This is a genomic window from Acetobacter okinawensis, from assembly GCF_002153655.1.
Classification (GTDB): domain Bacteria; phylum Pseudomonadota; class Alphaproteobacteria; order Acetobacterales; family Acetobacteraceae; genus Acetobacter; species Acetobacter okinawensis_A.
Window position 1 is genome coordinate 33990 of the sequence record NZ_JOPJ01000012.1, and the last position, 18162, is coordinate 52151.

Annotated in this window: 15 protein-coding genes and 1 pseudogene; 6 read left to right on the forward strand and 10 right to left on the reverse strand. The window is 53.1% G+C overall.

Annotated elements, in window-relative coordinates:
• Nucleotides 1–201 precede the first annotated feature (201 nt).
• Nucleotides 202–1707, forward strand: coding sequence for a carbohydrate porin (locus HK26_RS07305; RefSeq protein ID WP_257640911.1), 1506 nt, complete (start codon nt 202–204; stop codon nt 1705–1707).
• Nucleotides 1708–1763: 56 nt separating this feature from the next.
• Here the strand turns inward: HK26_RS07305 and HK26_RS07310 are convergent, their stop codons facing one another.
• Entirely contained in the window at nt 1764–2099 is a 336-nt protein-coding gene (locus HK26_RS07310; RefSeq protein WP_086639197.1) for an acyl-CoA thioesterase, read from the reverse strand.
• Nucleotides 2100–2416: 317 nt separating this feature from the next.
• Here HK26_RS07310 and HK26_RS07315 point away from each other — a divergent pair, with 317 nt between their 5' ends.
• The gene (locus tag HK26_RS07315) at nt 2417–2650 is read left to right on the forward strand and encodes a hypothetical protein (RefSeq protein ID WP_086639180.1); all 234 of its coding nucleotides are present in this window, start codon (nt 2417–2419) and stop codon (nt 2648–2650) included.
• A gap of 230 nt (nt 2651–2880) precedes the next feature.
• The gene (locus HK26_RS07320; RefSeq protein WP_219337083.1) at nt 2881–4257 is read left to right on the forward strand and encodes an NRAMP family divalent metal transporter; all 1377 of its coding nucleotides are present in this window, start codon (nt 2881–2883) and stop codon (nt 4255–4257) included.
• Nucleotides 4258–4296: 39 nt separating this feature from the next.
• On the opposite strand, the gene HK26_RS07325 is transcribed toward HK26_RS07320, so the two are convergent.
• Nucleotides 4297–5283: a sulfite exporter TauE/SafE family protein gene (locus HK26_RS07325; protein ID WP_086639181.1), complete on the reverse strand. Its 987-nt coding sequence runs from the start codon at nt 5281–5283 to the stop codon at nt 4297–4299.
• Between the two features lie 475 nt (nt 5284–5758).
• Here HK26_RS07325 and HK26_RS07330 point away from each other — a divergent pair, with 475 nt between their 5' ends.
• Nucleotides 5759–6457 (forward strand): response regulator transcription factor, encoded by a 699-nt coding sequence (locus tag HK26_RS07330; protein ID WP_086639182.1) that lies wholly within the window; start codon nt 5759–5761, stop codon nt 6455–6457.
• A 112-nt stretch (nt 6458–6569) separates the two neighbouring features.
• Nucleotides 6570–7856, forward strand: a complete 1287-nt coding sequence (locus HK26_RS07335) for a sensor histidine kinase (RefSeq protein ID WP_180539414.1) — start codon at nt 6570–6572, stop codon at nt 7854–7856.
• Between the two features lie 15 nt (nt 7857–7871).
• Here HK26_RS07335 and HK26_RS07340 read toward each other — a convergent pair whose 3' ends face one another.
• The 7 genes from HK26_RS07340 to HK26_RS07370 form a co-directional block, all read right to left on the reverse strand.
• Entirely contained in the window at nt 7872–9221 is a 1350-nt protein-coding gene (locus tag HK26_RS07340) for a sensor histidine kinase (protein WP_086639184.1), read from the reverse strand.
• Nucleotides 9218–9892, reverse strand: a complete 675-nt coding sequence (locus HK26_RS07345) for a response regulator transcription factor (RefSeq protein ID WP_086639185.1) — start codon at nt 9890–9892, stop codon at nt 9218–9220. Before HK26_RS07345 ends, HK26_RS07340 begins: the two co-directional genes overlap by 4 nt.
• On the reverse strand, nt 9892–12963 hold the full coding sequence (locus tag HK26_RS07350; protein ID WP_086639186.1) for an efflux RND transporter permease subunit: 3072 nt from the start codon (nt 12961–12963) through the stop codon (nt 9892–9894). Before HK26_RS07350 ends, HK26_RS07345 begins: the two co-directional genes overlap by 1 nt.
• Nucleotides 12963–14117: an efflux RND transporter periplasmic adaptor subunit gene (locus HK26_RS07355; protein ID WP_086639199.1), complete on the reverse strand. Its 1155-nt coding sequence runs from the start codon at nt 14115–14117 to the stop codon at nt 12963–12965. Before HK26_RS07355 ends, HK26_RS07350 begins: the two co-directional genes overlap by 1 nt.
• Entirely contained in the window at nt 14114–15349 is a 1236-nt protein-coding gene (locus HK26_RS07360) for a TolC family protein (RefSeq protein ID WP_086639187.1), read from the reverse strand. The genes HK26_RS07355 and HK26_RS07360 overlap by 4 nt, the downstream gene beginning before the upstream one ends.
• Nucleotides 15350–15370: 21 nt before the next feature.
• Nucleotides 15371–15883 (reverse strand): hypothetical protein, encoded by a 513-nt coding sequence (locus tag HK26_RS07365; RefSeq protein ID WP_143296309.1) that lies wholly within the window; start codon nt 15881–15883, stop codon nt 15371–15373.
• 167 nt (nt 15884–16050) lie between these two features.
• On the reverse strand, nt 16051–16626 hold the full coding sequence (locus HK26_RS07370) for a cytochrome b (RefSeq protein WP_257640910.1): 576 nt from the start codon (nt 16624–16626) through the stop codon (nt 16051–16053).
• 198 nt (nt 16627–16824) lie between these two features.
• Here HK26_RS07370 and HK26_RS07375 point away from each other — a divergent pair, with 198 nt between their 5' ends.
• A complete protein-coding gene (locus tag HK26_RS07375) occupies nt 16825–17520 on the forward strand; it encodes a VIT1/CCC1 transporter family protein (protein WP_086639189.1) in 696 nt (231 codons plus the stop codon).
• A gap of 486 nt (nt 17521–18006) precedes the next feature.
• Here the strand turns inward: HK26_RS07375 and HK26_RS13865 are convergent.
• Nucleotides 18007–18162: pseudogene (locus HK26_RS13865) on the reverse strand (IS5/IS1182 family transposase); the annotation flags it as partial.

Sequence of the window (18162 nt, forward strand, 5' to 3'; positions counted from 1 at the left end):
AGTTCCCGCACAAACAACTGGAAAGTTTTTTGAAAAATCATTTTTTCAAAAAATAACAGATCACGCGACATGACCATCAAATCATCAGGGCTTCTGGCTCTGGCCGCATGGAGTTTTGCGGCCTGTTACACCGCACCGCATGCATATGCCCGCACACTCCTGTCCACCCCAGCCAACACCGAAGCACTGGTGCACCATGCCATGCCCCCTGTGTTAGAGCCGCCCCTGCTACCCGACCCCCATGTTCTGCAACGCCCCGACAACTCCCCACTGCCCCCCAGCGGCGTGCCAGTGGCCCCTTGGCCGGGACTTGCCACCATGAACATTCCCAGCGTGAATGATTACGGCCTTAAAACACCGCATCATATTATGACACTGGAACCATTAAGCCTGCGTGAAGGACCATCCTGGCTTTTGCCGTCGGAAGTGGATGCCCAGCGCCGCACGGATATGGAAGACCCCTACTACGTGCCCACCGCTGGCAGCAGTCATCTGCTGCCCCAGATCATGCTTTTTCGTACACGTTTGCAACAAAAAGGATTTGCTTTCTCCTTTACTTACAAAGGCGAGACCATGGCCAATATCAATGGTGGCACACGTCAGGGCATGGACTATGTGCATGAGCTGACATTGCAGATGAATTTTGATCTGGGCAAAATGGCAGGGCTGGAAGGCTGGTCTGTTCATACCCTGTTGATGAACCGCGCCGGGCGCGAGGTCTCGCACGACATGGTGGGGGAGTATTATGTCAACCTGATGGAAGTTTATGGCCTGTCAGGGCACGTTGTGGCCCATCTGGTTGATCTGTACGCCGAAAAGCAGTTCCTCAATAACCGGATGGACATTACATTTGGCCGCATGTCGCTCACCCATGTTTTTGCGACATCTCCACTCCTATGCTCCTTTATGGTCACCTGCTCCGCTCCTGTAGCCCTTAAGCTGGACCAAGGTTTTTCCGTTTACCCCAAAGCCACATGGGGGGCGCGTATGCGCTTCCGCCCTACGCGGGATACCATGATGCAACTGGGTGCGTATCAGGTCTCCCCCCTCAGCGGCAATCCAAGCGGATGGTCTTGGGGAAGCGAGCAGACAACGGGGCTGATGCTCCCTGTGGAAGTGAGCTGGCAGCCTTTTCTGAGCCGTAACCGCCTACCCGGCCACTATGTATTCGGCTACGCGCACGATACATCCCGCTATGCCGATGCTCTGGGGGCAAAACCCGCCGCCCTGCTGGCACAGCCTGAGCACGAGCGGAGTGCTCCCATGGATATTTTCTGGTTTGAAGGAGATCAGATGGTCTATCGCATGGGAGGGCGCAACCAGATGGCTGGTGGATACCTGATGGCAGGCTACATCCACAACACGCCCCATGTTTCCACCATTTCAGACGAGGCATATGGTGGCCTCTCTTTTAACGGCCTTATCCCGTCCCGTATGACGGACCGGCTTGGCATCATGTATTCATGGTACCACGTCAGCGACCGCAAGCGGCTGGGGCAGATGTATACTCAGGCGGCTGGACTGTCTTTGGGGGCACAGGTGCGTGGGCCACAAACAGACTCACACGTGATTGAGGCCTATTACGCGATTGATGCCATGCCCGGTGTTACCGTGCAGCCCGAATTTGAATACATGATCCGCCCGGGCGAGACATCGCATATTCCCGATGCGGCTCTGGTCGGGCTCAAAATCATTGCCAACCTGTAAACCCGTCAATGCTCTTTAAGGGCGTACTGCCGCCCCACCAGCACTGACCACCGCGTTCAGCTCTGGCCTAGGGTTTGTGGTCGCCCATCCTCCCCCACAGCAACAAAAACAAAGTTCCCCGATGTCACCTTCTGCCGAATATTACTGCGCCGGATACGCCGCACGGATTCAGCACAGATGGTAATGGAGGTGCGACCGACCTTAACAATACGCGTATACACATTCAGCTCATCCCCCACCGCCATGGGGTGGTGAAAGACCATGCCGTTAATGGCCACTGTCACACATTTACACCCGGCAAAGCCTTCCGCCGCCGTGCTGGCGGCAAGGTCCATCTGTGCGGCAACCCAGCCGCCAAAAATATCGCCCGCCGCATTGGTATCCCGCCGCATGGCAACAACCCGAACGGCCAGATTCTCATCTGTCGCCCAGTCACTCGGCTCGGTATTGCCCACGATCCCCCCTTGTACCCACGTTGGTCCGTTATGAGGGTATGTTTCTCCATTCCCTGCAAAACATACAGAGAAATCTGCGCACCTCCCCCATGCCTGTACCAAACGTGAAAAAATCCCGCCCCCAACCGTAGCTCAGCGTTGCCAACAATCACGCAATTGTTATAAAAAATACCAAATTATTGCTTCCTCATATCGAATTTTGTTTTACACGACTCTAAAAATACAGGCATATTCGCGCCATGGAGGGGTAAGCTATGTACAAATACGCTGTTTCTTTTGTAAATCAGGCATATACAAATATCCGGGACAATACGATTCCGTCCAAGAGCAATACTGATGCAAACAGTATTCAGGCTACATTCAGCGGATCTGGCGAAGTCTATGCCAATGACCTGAAAGAAGCTCGCGTAGATGCTAACGAAAAATTTGTGGATAAAACGATTAAAAATATCATGCAGGAAAAAAATTCTGGTGGTTTTTACGCTTAAATATTCCAACACATCCGAAAATACTCTATTTTGATATAAATTTAATATTGTTAAGATAAAGCCCACAATATATTCAATTCAAAATTCTACAATACCACCACCTCCTCCCAATAAAAATCACAAAAGCCTCTACCATAGAGGCTTAATTATACATTTCTATTTAATATTTTTGCGCTGCGATATGCCTTATGGTCTGGCCACAAAGTCATTTTAGCAGAATTGAACTCCCCATGGCAGCGTCCCAGATATTCCGTTGCACCAAAAGCGGCAAACTCCTCCTGTCATCTGACCGCTTTAAAAAACCGGACCACACTCCCGACCATGACCCGGAAATGCCAAGCCCGACTGTCGGGCCAAGCCGGCCTCGCCTGTTCCATGTTCTGGGGCCCGGTCTCATTACCGGCGCGTCAGATGATGACCCAAGCGGGATAGCCACCTATTCTCAGGTCGGCGCACAGTTTGCTTATGGGCTGTCCTGGACGCTGCTGGTTACGTACCCCCTCATGGTCTCTATCCAGACAATCAGTGCGCGTATCGGTCGCACAACCGGGTACGGGCTGGCTGGTGTGTTACGCCAGCATTGCCCTACATGGTTGCTTAGCAGCGTCATCATGCTCTTACTGGTTGCAAATATTATTAACCTTGGCGCAGACCTTGGCGCCATGGCAGATGCCCTGCACCTGCTGGTTCCTGCACACCGTGTACTTTATGTGCTGCTTTTTGCCGCCATTTCAATTTCCATGCAGGTATTTTTGCAATACACGCGGTATGTTGCCGTTCTCAAATGGTTAACTCTTGCCCTGTTCGCCTACTTTGCCGCACTGGCATATGTGCATGTCAACTGGCACGCACTGGCATGGAATCTGCTCTGGCCCAACCATCCCCTGACATCGGACTACCTGACGGCTCTGGTCGCAATCCTTGGCACCACAATCAGCCCTTATCTGTTCTTCTGGCAGGCATCGCAAGAAGTGGAGGACATGCATGTCTACCCCCGCCGTACAAAGCTGATCGATGCCCCAGATCAAGGGAAAGATGCCCTACGCCGGATCAGGATTGATACTTTAGTAGGCATGGGTTTTTCCAACCTTGTTGCACTAGCCATTCTTATCACTACGGCAGCCACGCTGAATGTCAGCGGTATTACGGATATCCAGACATCCGCGCAGGCAGCAGAGGCGCTACGGCCCATTGCTGGAAATTTTGCCTCCCTTATTTTTACTCTTGGCATTATTGGCACCGGGTTACTGGCCGTGCCAGTGCTGGCTGGCTCTGCCGCTTATGCTGTGGGAGAAGCACGCCAATGGCCCACCGGCCTTAAACACCGCCCCAAGGAAGCCCAAGCCTTTTACGCCACACTGGTCATTGCAACTCTGGTTGGCATGATCCTTAACTTTGTCCCTCTCGACCCCATAAAGGCTTTGTTCTGGAGCGCTGTGCTCAATGGCGTGGCGGCCGTTCCGATCATGGTCATTATTATGCTTGTGTCAGCCAGCAAGCGTGTCATGGGGGAGTTTGTTATTCGGGGCTGGTTAAAATGGTTGGGCTGGGCTGCAACTCTTCTTATGGCAGATGTTGTTGTGGCTATGCTGGGAGCACTCGTATAAGCGATGCGCCCTGACTGGATAGGATAGAAATCCACGGCTCTATTCAAGCCGTGTCACATAAACCCCCTGCCACGGCGAAATGTGCAGAATAGACAGGGTGGCGTTTTGCAAAGGTGCATTGGAAGATGGCTGCATCTCCTGAGCAATCAGGCTATGCCGGACTTCCAGCTCAATTGGCGCCTCCATTTCTACAGACAGGCGATGCTGCCGCCAGTCCACGGCCATACCCACAGCATGACTTTGTCGCGTATATTGCAAAACCACCTGATCTTGGGCAACAACATGCTGGCCTGCCATTACCATCATTGCCACACCGGCCAGCACTGCCGCTCCATGCCCAACCTGTTTGAACAGATGATCGGGAATATGATGCAAAAATAGCTTCATACCAAAAGAAGCCGCCAGCGCAGCCACGGCAACAAGCCCCCCTGCCAGCAATGTTGCCTGACTGACCATGCCATAGTTGACATACAAGATGACTTTAACAAAATGTAAAAGCACATCATTGGCGGCACGGGTCGCAACAATTTCCGACTTCTCAAGGCCTAATTTGTGATAAAACTGGTTAAAGAGTAACCCCACTGCCCCCGTAAATCCGGAAATAAACCCCGCCAGCACACCAATAACAGGCAACCAGACCATGCTTTGGGGACCAGTTATCTGGCTGTTGTTTACCCCCCGACGACCACGCAGCATAAACGGCAGATTACCCAACAAAAACAGGCCCAGAAGCAGACTCAAATACGCAGGTTGCATTTGCCTAAGCAGCAGCACGCCCCCCCATGCAGCAGGAAGCGCCAAGGGCACAAACCGAACAACGATGGCCCAACGAATATTTTGGAAAAAAAATGCAATCCGAGAGACAGAACTTACGGCTGTGCCAATAGAAAGTGCAGCAGGAACACTTTCTGGCGCCAGGATCACTCCAAGGATTGGCATAAGAACCAACCCCGCCCCACCTCCAGCGACTGCACTCAGGGCAAACGCCATGACTGCGGCAAAGAATAAAACAACCCAGACGACCATAAACAAGCACTCCGCAGCGTCAATGCGCGCCGGTTTGACAAAAGCAGCACGGAACAGGCGTCACTTTCTACGCAACCAATTCGGGAAATCTCTGATAAAACAAAGAATATGTATAAATAACTGATGGAAAATATTCATCACACAACCTGAACAGACTTGCATCGTAGCGCATGTTCTTGATTGCAGAACAATGCCAGCGACAGGAGTTCTAACCCCATCTTTATCCATATGTTATTAAATATGCCCAACATTGGGATTTTTATATTTCCCGGAATTTATATTTCTGCAATCATCATTTGCATTCATTCACGCCGCATACAACAGGAGTTATGCAATCGTTCCTGACGACCAAATGGTTAGGGTATTTTTCCACGCCCGCAGTAATCAGCATTGTTGCGCATCTGCCCAGAAAACGCATCACAGTTTCGCCAAAACAGTCTTTTATATATCCTGACACACGACCCGGAGCTATTGCATGAATGCGGACACACCCTGCCCTGCGGCATCGGTCCTTCTGATAGAAGATGACCGTAAAACAGTAGCGTATATAGAAAAATTCTTTGAAGAAACGCCAATTCGCATTACTACAGCCACTCACGGCACACAGGCTCTGGAACTGGCTGTATCGGGGACGTGGGATTGCATTATTCTTGACCGCCGCCTTCCCGGCATGGACGGTTTGACAATTCTGACCCATCTGAGAGCAAAAAATATACAGACCCCCGTCCTGTTTCTGACAACCATGGATAGTATTCATGATCGTGTCCGTGGTTTGCGCAGCGGTGGAGACGACTATCTGGTCAAACCTTTTGCTTTGACCGAATTATCAGCAAGAATAAAAAGCCTGCTGCGGCGGCATAAATTACCTTTGAATACAACCCGTCTGGTTTTTGAGGATGTCGAGGTCGATCTGCTGAGCAGGGAGGTGTGGCGCGCTGGCGTAAAGCTTTATATTCAGCCACAGGAATTGAAACTCCTTGAATATTTTATGCGCAACCCTTTTGTCCTGCTCTCTCGTGAAATGCTGCTTCAGGCCGTGTGGGATATTGATTTTCCAATCCGCACCAATCTGGTTGAAACACACATCAGCCGACTACGGGAGCGACTGGGCCGTGACTGCTCCCCCCTGATCCATACCATTAAAGGGCAGGGTTATATGCTGCGGAACCAGTAGAATGCGAGAACATGTAAAGCCGAGCACCTACCAGTTTTCAATTTTCAAAAGCTCATCATTCCGTATCATGGCTATATTTACAGGATGTTTTGTTATCAGTGGTCTTTGTGTCATGGCTATTTCAGGCTACCACAGCCTGTCTTTATTAACCCGGCAGATACAAAAATCTGTCTCGGACGAACGAGAAGAAGCCCTTTCTCAGGCCGGTATCCACGATGTTGCCCATTTACGTCCCGTCATGGCCGAATTGGTCCGAAATGGGCCGGGGTTTTATTACCTGCTGCAAGATGCGCAGGAGCGCATTGTCACGGGTAATATGCTTCATCTCAAACCCGATCAAGGGTGGCGAAACCTTACATGGACACATCGCTCCCTCCTCCCCGAGCGCCGACCGGTCATAGGGTATGGTTTAATCCTGCAAGATGGAGGCTATCTGTTTGTCGGGATTGACGCCGAACCTATACAGACCCTGCGCCACGACCTGTGGTTTACATTTATCTGGGGTATGGCAGTTTTTATGATTATCGGGGCTGGGGGCGGGTTGCTTGTCAGCCGTTTTGTGCTTGGCAAGATTGAAGCCATCAGCCAGACAGCCCGCGACATCATGCGTGGGGATATGTCCAGAAGGCTTGAGTTGAACGCCAGCAATGATGAATTCGACCACCTTGCTACAAGTCTGAACGCCATGCTGGAAAGGAACGAACGCCTGATTGCAAGCCTGCATCGGGTTACAGATGATATTGCCCATGATATGCGCCGCCCTCTGGCACACCTTGGTCAGCATCTGGATGATGCCATGCAGCAGGAATGCTCTCCCGCGCAGAGCAATGCCTTAACTTGCGCCAAAGCCAACCTTGATGAAGCATTGGAAATTTTTTCTTCCTTGCTCAAACTTGCCCAAATGGAAGCTGGCTCAGGCATTCCGGACATTCAAGATGTTTCTGTTCGGGAAATTCTGCTCTCCATTACAGACATTTATCACCCGATTATGGAAGAACGAAAACAAACTCTTCTAGTCGCTCTTGCGCAAGACGATATGACCTGCTCCGGCAATAAGGTTTTATTGGTACAAATGTTCGCCAATCTATTGGAAAATGCCGCCAATCACTGCCCGGCTGGCAGCACAATTACAGTTTCCTCCTTTACTACGGACACAACCGATACACTCATCATAGCCGATAACGGCCCTGGTATTCCCGAACATGAACGCGAGCGTGTATTTGAGAAAATGGTAAGGCTGGACCATAGCCGGTCTATTCCCGGCACTGGGCTGGGCCTGAGTCTGGTCAGGGCTATTATCCAACTCCATCACGGGCACATCACATTACGGGATAACGCGCCCGGATTACGTTGCGAAATTCAGTTACCTCGTAGCAAGGACAGGCTCCCCCGCCATTAACGTGTTCGCTACGTATTATCCTTCTAATTCACAATAAATTTCCATATCAGGAAACTGAATACAAACCCCAAACCCGCGCACCGTTCCCGGCAATGGCGAATAAAGTGTAAAGCGTGCATCCATTTGACTGGCAATATTACTCGCAATAGCCAGCCCAAGACCACTGCCATGGGCCGTGCTGCCACCACGCACAAACGGGTTTGTCAGGCGTGCCAGTATTGCGGGCTTAAGGGCAGTACAGTCGTTTGTTATGTCAACACACCCATCAGGCGAAACTACAACATGCACAGGCGTTGCATGGTGGCGGTGCAGAATGGCGTTTTCCAGCAGGTTGCGCAGCAGAATTCCCGTTGCATCCATGTCACCATAAACCAGCATTTTGGAAATACTGTTATTGTGCACGGTGATCGTCACATTATTGGATATATTGCAAGATAGATCATCCACCAAAACATGCAAAATGGCCAGCACATCAAAACGATCCCGCCGAAATGCGGCCCCGGATGCCGCGCGGGACAGTTGCAGCAGTTTTTCCACAGTTCGCGCCAGTCTACGTGTACGGTTGGCTATCAGTTCCACCCGTTCCCCAACATCCGACCCGGCGGGAAGAACATGCCCCAACATCTGCACCTGCGCCAGAAGTGCGCCAAGTGGGTTACGCAGTTCATGCGCCGCACTGGCAGCAAAAGCACGTTCTGTAGACAGGGCTGTTTCCAACCGTTCCAGCAGCGTGTTCACCGACTGCTGGATAGGCAGCAGTTCATCAGGTAAATTCAGTGGAGGGATCGGCTGGAGGTTGCCGCTCCCGCGTGCGCGCATCTCATCGTGCAGCCGGTCCATAGGGCGCAGGGCACGATGAACAATCAGACGCACCAACCACCAGATAAACGGCAAAAAGACCAGCATAGGCACAATCGAAATCATGATCGCCCGCCGGACAGCCTCCTGCCGGTGGAATGTTGGCTCCCCTACCAGTACATGGTATTTTTCTGCACTGGGTGCGGCCACATAAACCCGGAACGCCGCCACATTGACAAAACCGGGCCGAAAATCTCTAACAAACGGAGCATTGGGAGCATTTTGCGAGCGCAACACAATATGCCCTGCATCATCAAGTACCTGATAAGCAAGTGTGCGCGGCCCTACTTCGGGCAACAATGCGACTGAAGTGGGTGCCTGTTTTTGAATACGTTCGGTAACAATTGTCTGGAGACGCTCGGACACTTCCTGCAAGGAATTATCCAGTCTTTCCGTCACCTCATAACGGGTAAAACCACCCACTGCCACACTGAGCAACACCATGCCCAGCACCACCACCATCAAGATACCACTGACGATGCGGGTCGAGAGTTTCCAGCTTTTCATGCGGGCTGGGTCTTGTCATTCAGGCAGTAACCACGACCACGCAGGGTTCTGATTGCTGTGTTCCCCAGCTTACGGCGCAATCGGCTTATAAAAACTTCTACCGTGTTGCTATCAACTTCATGATCCAGGGCATAAAGCACTGTATCTATCTGCTGGCGGGAGTAAATGCGGCCCGGATTGCGTGACAGAAGTTCCATAATCGTCCACTCTCGCGCTGTCAGTTCCAACTTTTGGCCATTACGGGACACACACTGATTTGCTCGGTCGATGGTCAACTCCCCCAGTTGATGCACTGACTGCTTGCGAGGAGTAATGTACCGGCGCGCCACAGCCGCAATGCGGGCAACCAGTTCATCCAGATCATAAGGTTTGACAATATAATCGTCCGCTCCCTCGGACAGACCCGCAATGCGGTCGCTAATCTGGTCTTCTGCTGTGGTGATAAGAACAGCAAGGTGCCCTGACGCCTGCCTGACCTCACGCAGCAAATCCCGCCCATGGCCATCCGGCAGCCCCATGTCCAGCAACAAAAAATCATAATCGACAGTTGCCAGCGCCGCCCGTGCATCTTCCATCGTCATGAACCAGTCCACCGCATGGCCTTCCAGACTGACGCGTTCCTGCACGGCTGCTCCCAGATCATGCTCATCTTCCACAACCAGAATACGCATTACTCCGGCTCCTTTTCCCGCACAACGCGGGCATACAGGGTGGGCAGAACCAGAAGTGTGAGCAGGGTGGAAGACACAAGACCGCCAATAACAACACTGGCCAGCGGACGCTCAACCTCTGCTCCCGCACTTTGGGAAAACGCCATGGGGAAAAAGCCCAGACTGGCAACCAGAGCCGTTGCCATAACGGGCCGAAAGCGCGATTGCGCTGCACCGGAAGCTGCCTGTGCAACCCGCATCCCCCCAGCGCGCAATGCCGATATTTCGCTGATCAGCACAACACCATTCAGAATGGCTACACCAAACAACGCAATAAACCCGATGCCTGCGGAAATACTGAACGGCATTTCCCTGAGTGTCAGGGCAATAATACCCCCGGTTGCGGCGACCGGTAAATTCATAAACACCAAAAGTGCAGGCAAAGCAGCCCCAAAGGCCAAAACAAGCAAGGCAAAGATCAACCCCAGAGCAATAGGCAGCACAACTTCCAACCGATGGGTTGCAGATTGCAGGTTCTGGAACTGCCCCTGCCACTCCATTGTATAACCGGCAGGCAGCCGGACCTTCTGGCGCACGCGGAGCTGCGCCTCTGCAACATAGGAGGCAAGGTCACGCCCGCGCACATTGGCCTGCACAACCATACGCCTACGCACCCGGTCCCGACTGATGCGTGATGGACCATCCACCTCACGCACATGCGCGACCTGCGCCAGCAGGGCATAACCCTGACCATCCGCCCGCCGGACTTTTAGAGCACCGATAGCCTTAGCAGAGGCAACCTGCCGGGCATCAAACCGGACCTGAGTGCTGATAATGGCATTATCAACACTGACTGGCCGCCCCAGATGTCCCCCTACAGCCTCCACAGTGTCCAGAATATCCTGCAAGGACACATTGCGACTGGCTGCCTGCACTCTGTCCACGTCAATCACAATCAACGGAATACTCCCCTCCCCTGCAGGAGCCACATCTGCTGCGCCTTTTACCTCAGACATGGCAGCGGTTACGGCCTCCCCCAATCGCGCAAGGGTGTTCAGGTCATCTCCGTAAATGGAGACAGCAATCTGGGTTCTCACACCGGACAAAAGATCATCCATACGCATCTGCACAGGCTGGCTCCAGGAGTACAGCGCATCGGGCAGTTCACGCTGTAAGGCATCATTCATAATCGCCACCAGCCCGGCCTGTGTCCGCGCTGTTTTCCATGTTGTGGGGTCGTTCAGAATAATAAAACTGTCTGTTTCATTCACACCCATTGGATCAGTTGGAATAGCCGAAGTGCCGGTATTGCTGACAACTGTCCTCACTTCAGGAAAGCGGCGTAAAATCTGCTCCTGACGGGATACCGAGGCCAGCACGGTTTGCAACGAAGCAGAAGGCAGGCGTGTTGTTGTAACCGCCAGAGCGCCCTCATCAAGCTGGGGAATAAACTCCCCCCCCAAATGCATTGCCAACCCGATGGAAACACCCAACAAGGCCAAGGTGCCACCAAACAGGATGCGGGGATGAACCTCCCCCCACCCAAGCATAACAGTATATGGCCGCCGCAAAAAACTGATCAGCCATGTATCCCCTTTGGGGCGCACCCGCCCCAGCACCAGAACGGCCAGAACGGGCATGCCGACAAAACAGTAGATTAAAGAAGCCAGCAACGCCATGATGACAGTTTGCGCCATGGGGCGGAACATATGGCCTTCTATGCCCTGCAAGGTCAGTACCGGCAAATACACCATGACAATCACCAGTATGGCAAACCCTACTGGCCTTATGACCTGCTGCACGGAGGAAATGACCAAAGGCACAAAGCTGGCCTCTGGTTCTTCTTCCCTACGGGCGAGAATATGCTCGATGACCACCAGAGAGCCATCAACAATCATCCCGAAGTCAATGGCCCCCAGACTGAGCAGATTGGCTGAAATTCCAAAATAACGCATGCCTGCCATAGCGCTGACAAGAGCAACAGGAATAACAGACGTCATAACCAGTGCGGCCCGCCAACTCCCGATCACAACGACCAGAACACCCACAACCAGTGCCGCACCCATGAGCAGATTATCCCGCACGGTTGCTATGGTGTTTCCGGTCAGTGTTGAACGGGTATAGTATGGCTCCAGCGTAACCCCACGGGGTAAACTCCGCCCAATACGTGGCAGAGCCTCCTGTATGGCGGCCAGTGTGGCATTGGAGCTGGCTCCGCTTTCCATCATTACCACACCCGTCACAATTTCTCCCTCACCATCACGCGTGACGGCGCCAAGGCGGGTACGTACTCCCGTATCAATACGCCCCAGATCACGCAGCCGCAGGACGGAACCATCTGCGTTGCTTTTGACTGGTATGGCGCCAAAGTCCGCCAGACTGCCAACCAGACCACGCCCGACAACCACCTGCTGCTCCGCATGGTGTGTAATCCAGCCACCGCCAGACGCAGCATTGTTGGCATCCACCGCGCGGTAGACATCCCCTACAGAGAGGTTGCTGGCAATCAGGCGCGCCTGGTCCAGAGTAACTTCATAGGTCTCCTCCCCCCCGCCGTTGACATTCACATCCACCACACCACGGACAAGGCGCATCTGCGGTACCACAACCCAGTTCATAAGCCGGTTCAGTTCCAGCAAGGACCGACCGGCGCCCTTGATCTGGAACTGCATGATCTCCCCCATGCCCGTGGCGAGCGGCCCCATGCTCAGCGTAATACCCGGGACAGATATGGCTGCCCGGGCCTGCTGCATACGCTCGTTCACCCGTGTGCGATCAAGGTTGATATCCGTATCATCCGCAAACTGTGCGTACACAACTGACACACCACTGCGTGAGACAGAACGCAAATCCACCATACCGGGAAGACCTGTCATGGTAGATTCTACTGGAAATGTAATAAGTTTTTCCACCTCCTCCGTCGCCAGCCCCTGAGCCACAACCGAAACAAGAACCTGCTTGGGCGAGATATCGGGCACGGCTTCAACCGGCAGCCCCGTGACCACCACAGCCCCGACCACAACAAACAAGATCAGCGCACTGACAACCAAAAGGCGATTACGAATAAGAGCTTGCAGATATCTGGCAATCATCAGTCCGCATCCATTCCGGCCAGTTCCAGAACGGAGCGAAGAACAAAGCTCCCCTGCCCAACCACTGGCTCTCCTTCTTGCAGCCCTGCGTGAATGACCGCCTGCTCACCATTATCCAAAGCAACATCCACCTCCACAGGCCGATAATGCGTTGCATCCTTGCGCACAAAAACCACGGAACGACCGTTTATTGTCTGCACGGCCTGCGATGGAACAATAAGCCCCGACACTCCATTTTTTTCAGACAATGTCGCATTCAACACCATGCCGGGCACCAGACGGCCAGCCGGGTCAGTCACATGGCTTATCACCTTGAGCAGGCCCGTAAGCGGGCTGGCCAGCCCCTCCACCGTATCGATCCGCGAGACCACAGGCTGCGCCCCTACCGTGGTTATCTGCTGCCCCCCTGTTTGAATAAGATGTGCCTGCTCTGGCAAAATATCGGAAACAAGCCATACGCAAGACAGGTCCGCCACCGTCACAATCTCCTGAGACGCGCTCAGATCCGCTGCGACCGAAGCATCCAGAGTTTGCACCACACCATCCAGAGGGGAAATCAGAGTGGAAATTTCATTCTGGCTTTGCCGCGCACTCTGTTCGGAAACAGAGTTGAATTCCTCATTAAACCTGTGTCCCAGCGTATCCACATCCGCCTGATGCACCCGCACGCTGGCCTCCGCCTGCGCCAGCACATCCTGCCTGCGGCGTAACTCGGCAACAGACACGCTCTGCCCCACCAGTTGCTGTGCCCGATGCACAGCCTGTGCTGCATCCTGCCGTGCGGCAAAGGCCGCGCTCAGGGCTGCCTGCGCCTGCGCAGCCTGCAACCGCGTGGCATGCAGCGCATGATCCTGATAACGCAGCAAAGCCTGCCCCTGTGTAACGCGTGTGCCCGGCTGCACCAGCACCGCCACAACCTTGCCACTCCCTGCAGGGTGGAGGTGTACAAGGCGGGTCGGGTCAGGCACAACCTGAGTAACAACAGCCAAAGTGGGATAAACCATGCCCGGGTATGCGGGGGCGACCACAAGGTTATTATGGCTAAGTGCTGCATGATCCAACACGACGTCTGCTGGCAAAAGCTGTTCCGCCGCAAAGGTTGTTAACGGAGAACTGGCGCACAACACCATGTAAAATAGAACCAGCTTTCTCATGGCACCACTCCCATGGCGAGCAACATGCGAATGGTTGCCACACGCCATTCCGCTTCGGCCCGGGCCTGCGCCAACCGGGCGGTGCTAGCATCCTGTTGCGCCTGAAGAGTTGTCCCCAACGCGACTTCCCCCACCTGCCAGGCGCGTTCCTGTGCTGCAGCGCGACGGTCCAGATTTTCTGCTGCCATCCGCGCACTCTGCCGTGCCGCCGTAGCCGCAAGCAAACGCTCACGAACCCGTATCATTTCCAGATGAACCATGCGACGCGCCTGTATTTCCTCACTATCAGCCGCAGCAAGCCTGTTGCTCGCCTCGGACATGATGGGCGTATTCCGCACCTCGCTGGGTAATGGCACGCTGAAGTTAATGCCAACCCGGTCATCCCACGGGCTGCCGTACTGTTTTTCATGTATCGCATCGATACCGATTTCGGGGTTAGGCATAAAAGACCGGCGGGCCAGCTTCATATTGGCATGTGCGGCCTCAACGCGCCTATGGGCCGCTTTTACGCGCGGGTCATTGTCTTCCATCTCGCGCGTGTCCACAAAACGCGCATGTGCCAGACCCTCGCTCTTCTCAAGGTCCACACCGGCGGAATTACCAAGCAAAACCTCCGGCTCTGCACTGGCATTATTTACCGCCTCACGCGCCAGAGCCTGTTCATTTCTGGCATTTTCCACCCCTGCCTGCGCCATCTGACTATCCGACAACGCCAGTTCGCCACTACGCACGGCATGCACAGCAGCCTGGCTGATCCGGCTTGCGGCTTTATACAGGTCGTTTGCAACACGTAAGCGCGCCTGAGCAATTTGCAGCACCGCTGCGGTATCCAGAACCTTAATAGAGAGCGCCAGATGCTCTACATTAAGCTGCTCGCTTATACTTTCCGATTCAGCACCGGCCACCTGCTGGGTGGCGCTCCCCTGCCCCGGCAGCCACAGTGGCACGGATACACCACCCTGATAGGTCGTGTATCCCTCATTACTGCCAATGGCGTGGTCATCCATATATTCACCTGTTAACGTCGGACCACCCGCAAACCATGACCCGGCCGCATTGGCCCGTGCCCGCGCAGCACGATGCCCGACCTGAAGTTCGCTTCTCACCGGGTCCATAGCCCATGCCAGACGCACCGCATCATGAAACGAAAGACCATCTTGCACGGGCTGCGCTTTTACGGCGGCAATGCTGAAAGCTGAACAAAACACCGTTGCAAACATAAGGCTGCGCATACAATTATTCCCACACAGGCATTATGGAATAATCGGTTTATTATGCGTAATCCGTGCTCCCAAGTCTCTCCACAGATTGGTTGTGACAAGACTGATATCCGCTTTTACAGATGCCGGAGACTGGGTGCGGGAAAATGAGGAAAGAGACATTCTCTCACCAATCACAAAACGCCCCTGTGCGTACAACATGGCAGAAATTGTGCCCTGCTGCCCCTGCCCCACAGGCCGCATGACGGTAATACGCATATGCGGCGGCGGAATAGCTATCACACCAAATGCCTGTAATTCCAGCTTGTCAGATGGACAGGTCAGGCCCCCCAACACCGCAGCGCGCAGAACGGAATAAGGATAGCCCCCATATGTGCCATCAACATGCAGCAAAAGGCCCTGCTCCACCGTGTCACAGGCATGTTCTGCTGCATCGTCCGCACGCGCCAGTCTTGCATCTAAAACCAGCATAAGCAGCAGCAGAGATCCATAACGGGCCATCTTGCCAACAAGGTTTGCCCGTTGCGGAATGGTCGGCACGTTCATATCATATCCCCAATCGTTTTTTAATGCATATCAGGGGAAAATGACGCGAACCTGAACGAAGAGAAAAATACAGAATATAAAAAAATTTCTGAAATATAATATGTTTTCCATAATACTATTTTACATCATGCCCCACAAACTGGCCGACCGGACCAAAGGATGGCTGCTTACTTCTCGCACCTGAAAACATCGCAAACACTGGGTTGCATACGCCGCAAAATATTATCACGCAGAACAAAATGATGAAAAAGAGCAGCCATGCCATGGCCTATTGCAAGGGCCATAATCAGCCACGCATTCCAATCGTGCACACTATGAATCCACCCTAGTGGCGTGGCCCGGAAATGCGCAAACGGAGGCGGAATTAACACCCCAAAAAAGCTCATGGCCTGCCCGCCACCCCACCGCCAGAGATAACCCAACACAATTTCTGCCAGAATCAGTGCATAAAGCGTATATTCCACCCCAAGCGCCAGCACCCGACTGACAGGCCTAGAGGCATCTGGCAGATGCCGCCCTTTTGTCAGGCGCCAGACAATACGCAATACCATGACCGCACTCAGCACTATTCCTGCACTCAGGTGTGCAACAACCATCAGATGATGCACGGGTTTTGCTGGCCAGCTCCAGCACTCTCCCAGCGTGAACTGTAAAAGCATCAAAAAAGCAGTCACCCAGTGCAAAGCAATGGTCGGCCCATCATAACGCTGGGAATCCCTGATGTCTGGAGTTGAATACGTCATGTATATCCCGGCAAAAATGGAGTCTGGTATACCCTCTGTATCATACTTTCCTGACTTGAAAATGAACGACAAACCTATTCCACCAACCATAAAAATTATTGAAAATTACTCGCAATATCATAATAAAATATATGTTGCAGAGACGCAGATCACCTTGTTAGTCCTAAGCGGCATTGACCCTGAACAACAGGAATCCTTATGTCGCGCCTTCATCCTTTAACCGAACGCCATACTGTTGAAAAACTGGGCTGGCTCCGCGCAGCCGTGCTTGGCGCCAATGACGGAACCCTGTCCACCGGCAGCCTTATTGTCGGGGTCGCCAGCGCACATGCCACACACACCAGCATCCTTGTTGCCGGACTATCCGCACTTGTCGCAGGGGCCTTGTCCATGGCTGCGGGGGAATATGTTTCGGTCAGTTCACAAGCAGATTCCGAACATGCTGATCTTGCCCGGGAAAAACACGAACTTGCCGTAGATTGGGATGGAGAAGTCGCTGAACTGGCAGGCATTTATCATAATAGAGGTCTGGACAAGGAACTGGCACATACGGTTGCCATCGCTCTTATGCAACATGATGCCCTAGGCGCACATGCGAGAGATGAACTGGGCCTTTCCGATGCCACTGCTGCCAGACCCCTTCAGGCTGCTTTTGCCTCGGCTGCCGCTTTTTCATCAGGCGCTTTACTTCCTGTTATGGCGGCTGTCTTGAGCCCGATTGCATGGGTTGCGTGGAGTGTTTCTCTCACCTCCATCGTCGCACTGGCTTTATTGGGCATTGCCGGTGCAGTGGCCGGGGGTGCTGCACCATTGCGGCCTGCACTGCGTGTTACGTTCTGGGGCATTGTGGCCATGAGTGTTACAAGCGGGATAGGCTGCTTATTTGGCGTTTAACGCAGATGCACTGTGGGGGGCACCCCCAGCCCCCATCAAAGTCAGGCCGAACGTCCAGCTCAAACAGTCAAAAATAAATAAGATGTAAACACTCCATTACAATAAGTGCTCACAAAATTTAATCTGGGTTTTTGGTGCCTAACCGCCCAGTATAAGGGTTAATATTTCCCCGTGTACTATAGTTATCGTTCCGCATTTGATTTGGATTGGTTGCATGATACGACTGCACGTGCGTTCCATTATCACGCGTATAACCGGACGTGTAGTGATTTCTTGGGTTTACATGACCATAAGACGGCGCGGAATAAGAGCGTGGCGCTTCTACGTGACTGTAACCACCATACAACCGTCCTCCGCCACCGTATGATCGGGCATGAGTCATTGAAGGGGCTAGCAGCGCGATAGAAAGAAGGAATAAGGATATTTTACGCATGTCTCGTTCTTTCAATGAGTATTCCTGACAATACCATCATCTAGGCTCAGGACTCATTCTTTAAGATAGAAGGTGCAGCTTGCTGCGATATGGATTGCGGACATGAAGATATGAGTGCCGCGGTCGTATCGTGTTGCCACCCGTCGCCAGTCTTTCAGCTTTGCGAACATGTTTTCGATCAGATGGCGCTTTTTATACAGATGCCAATT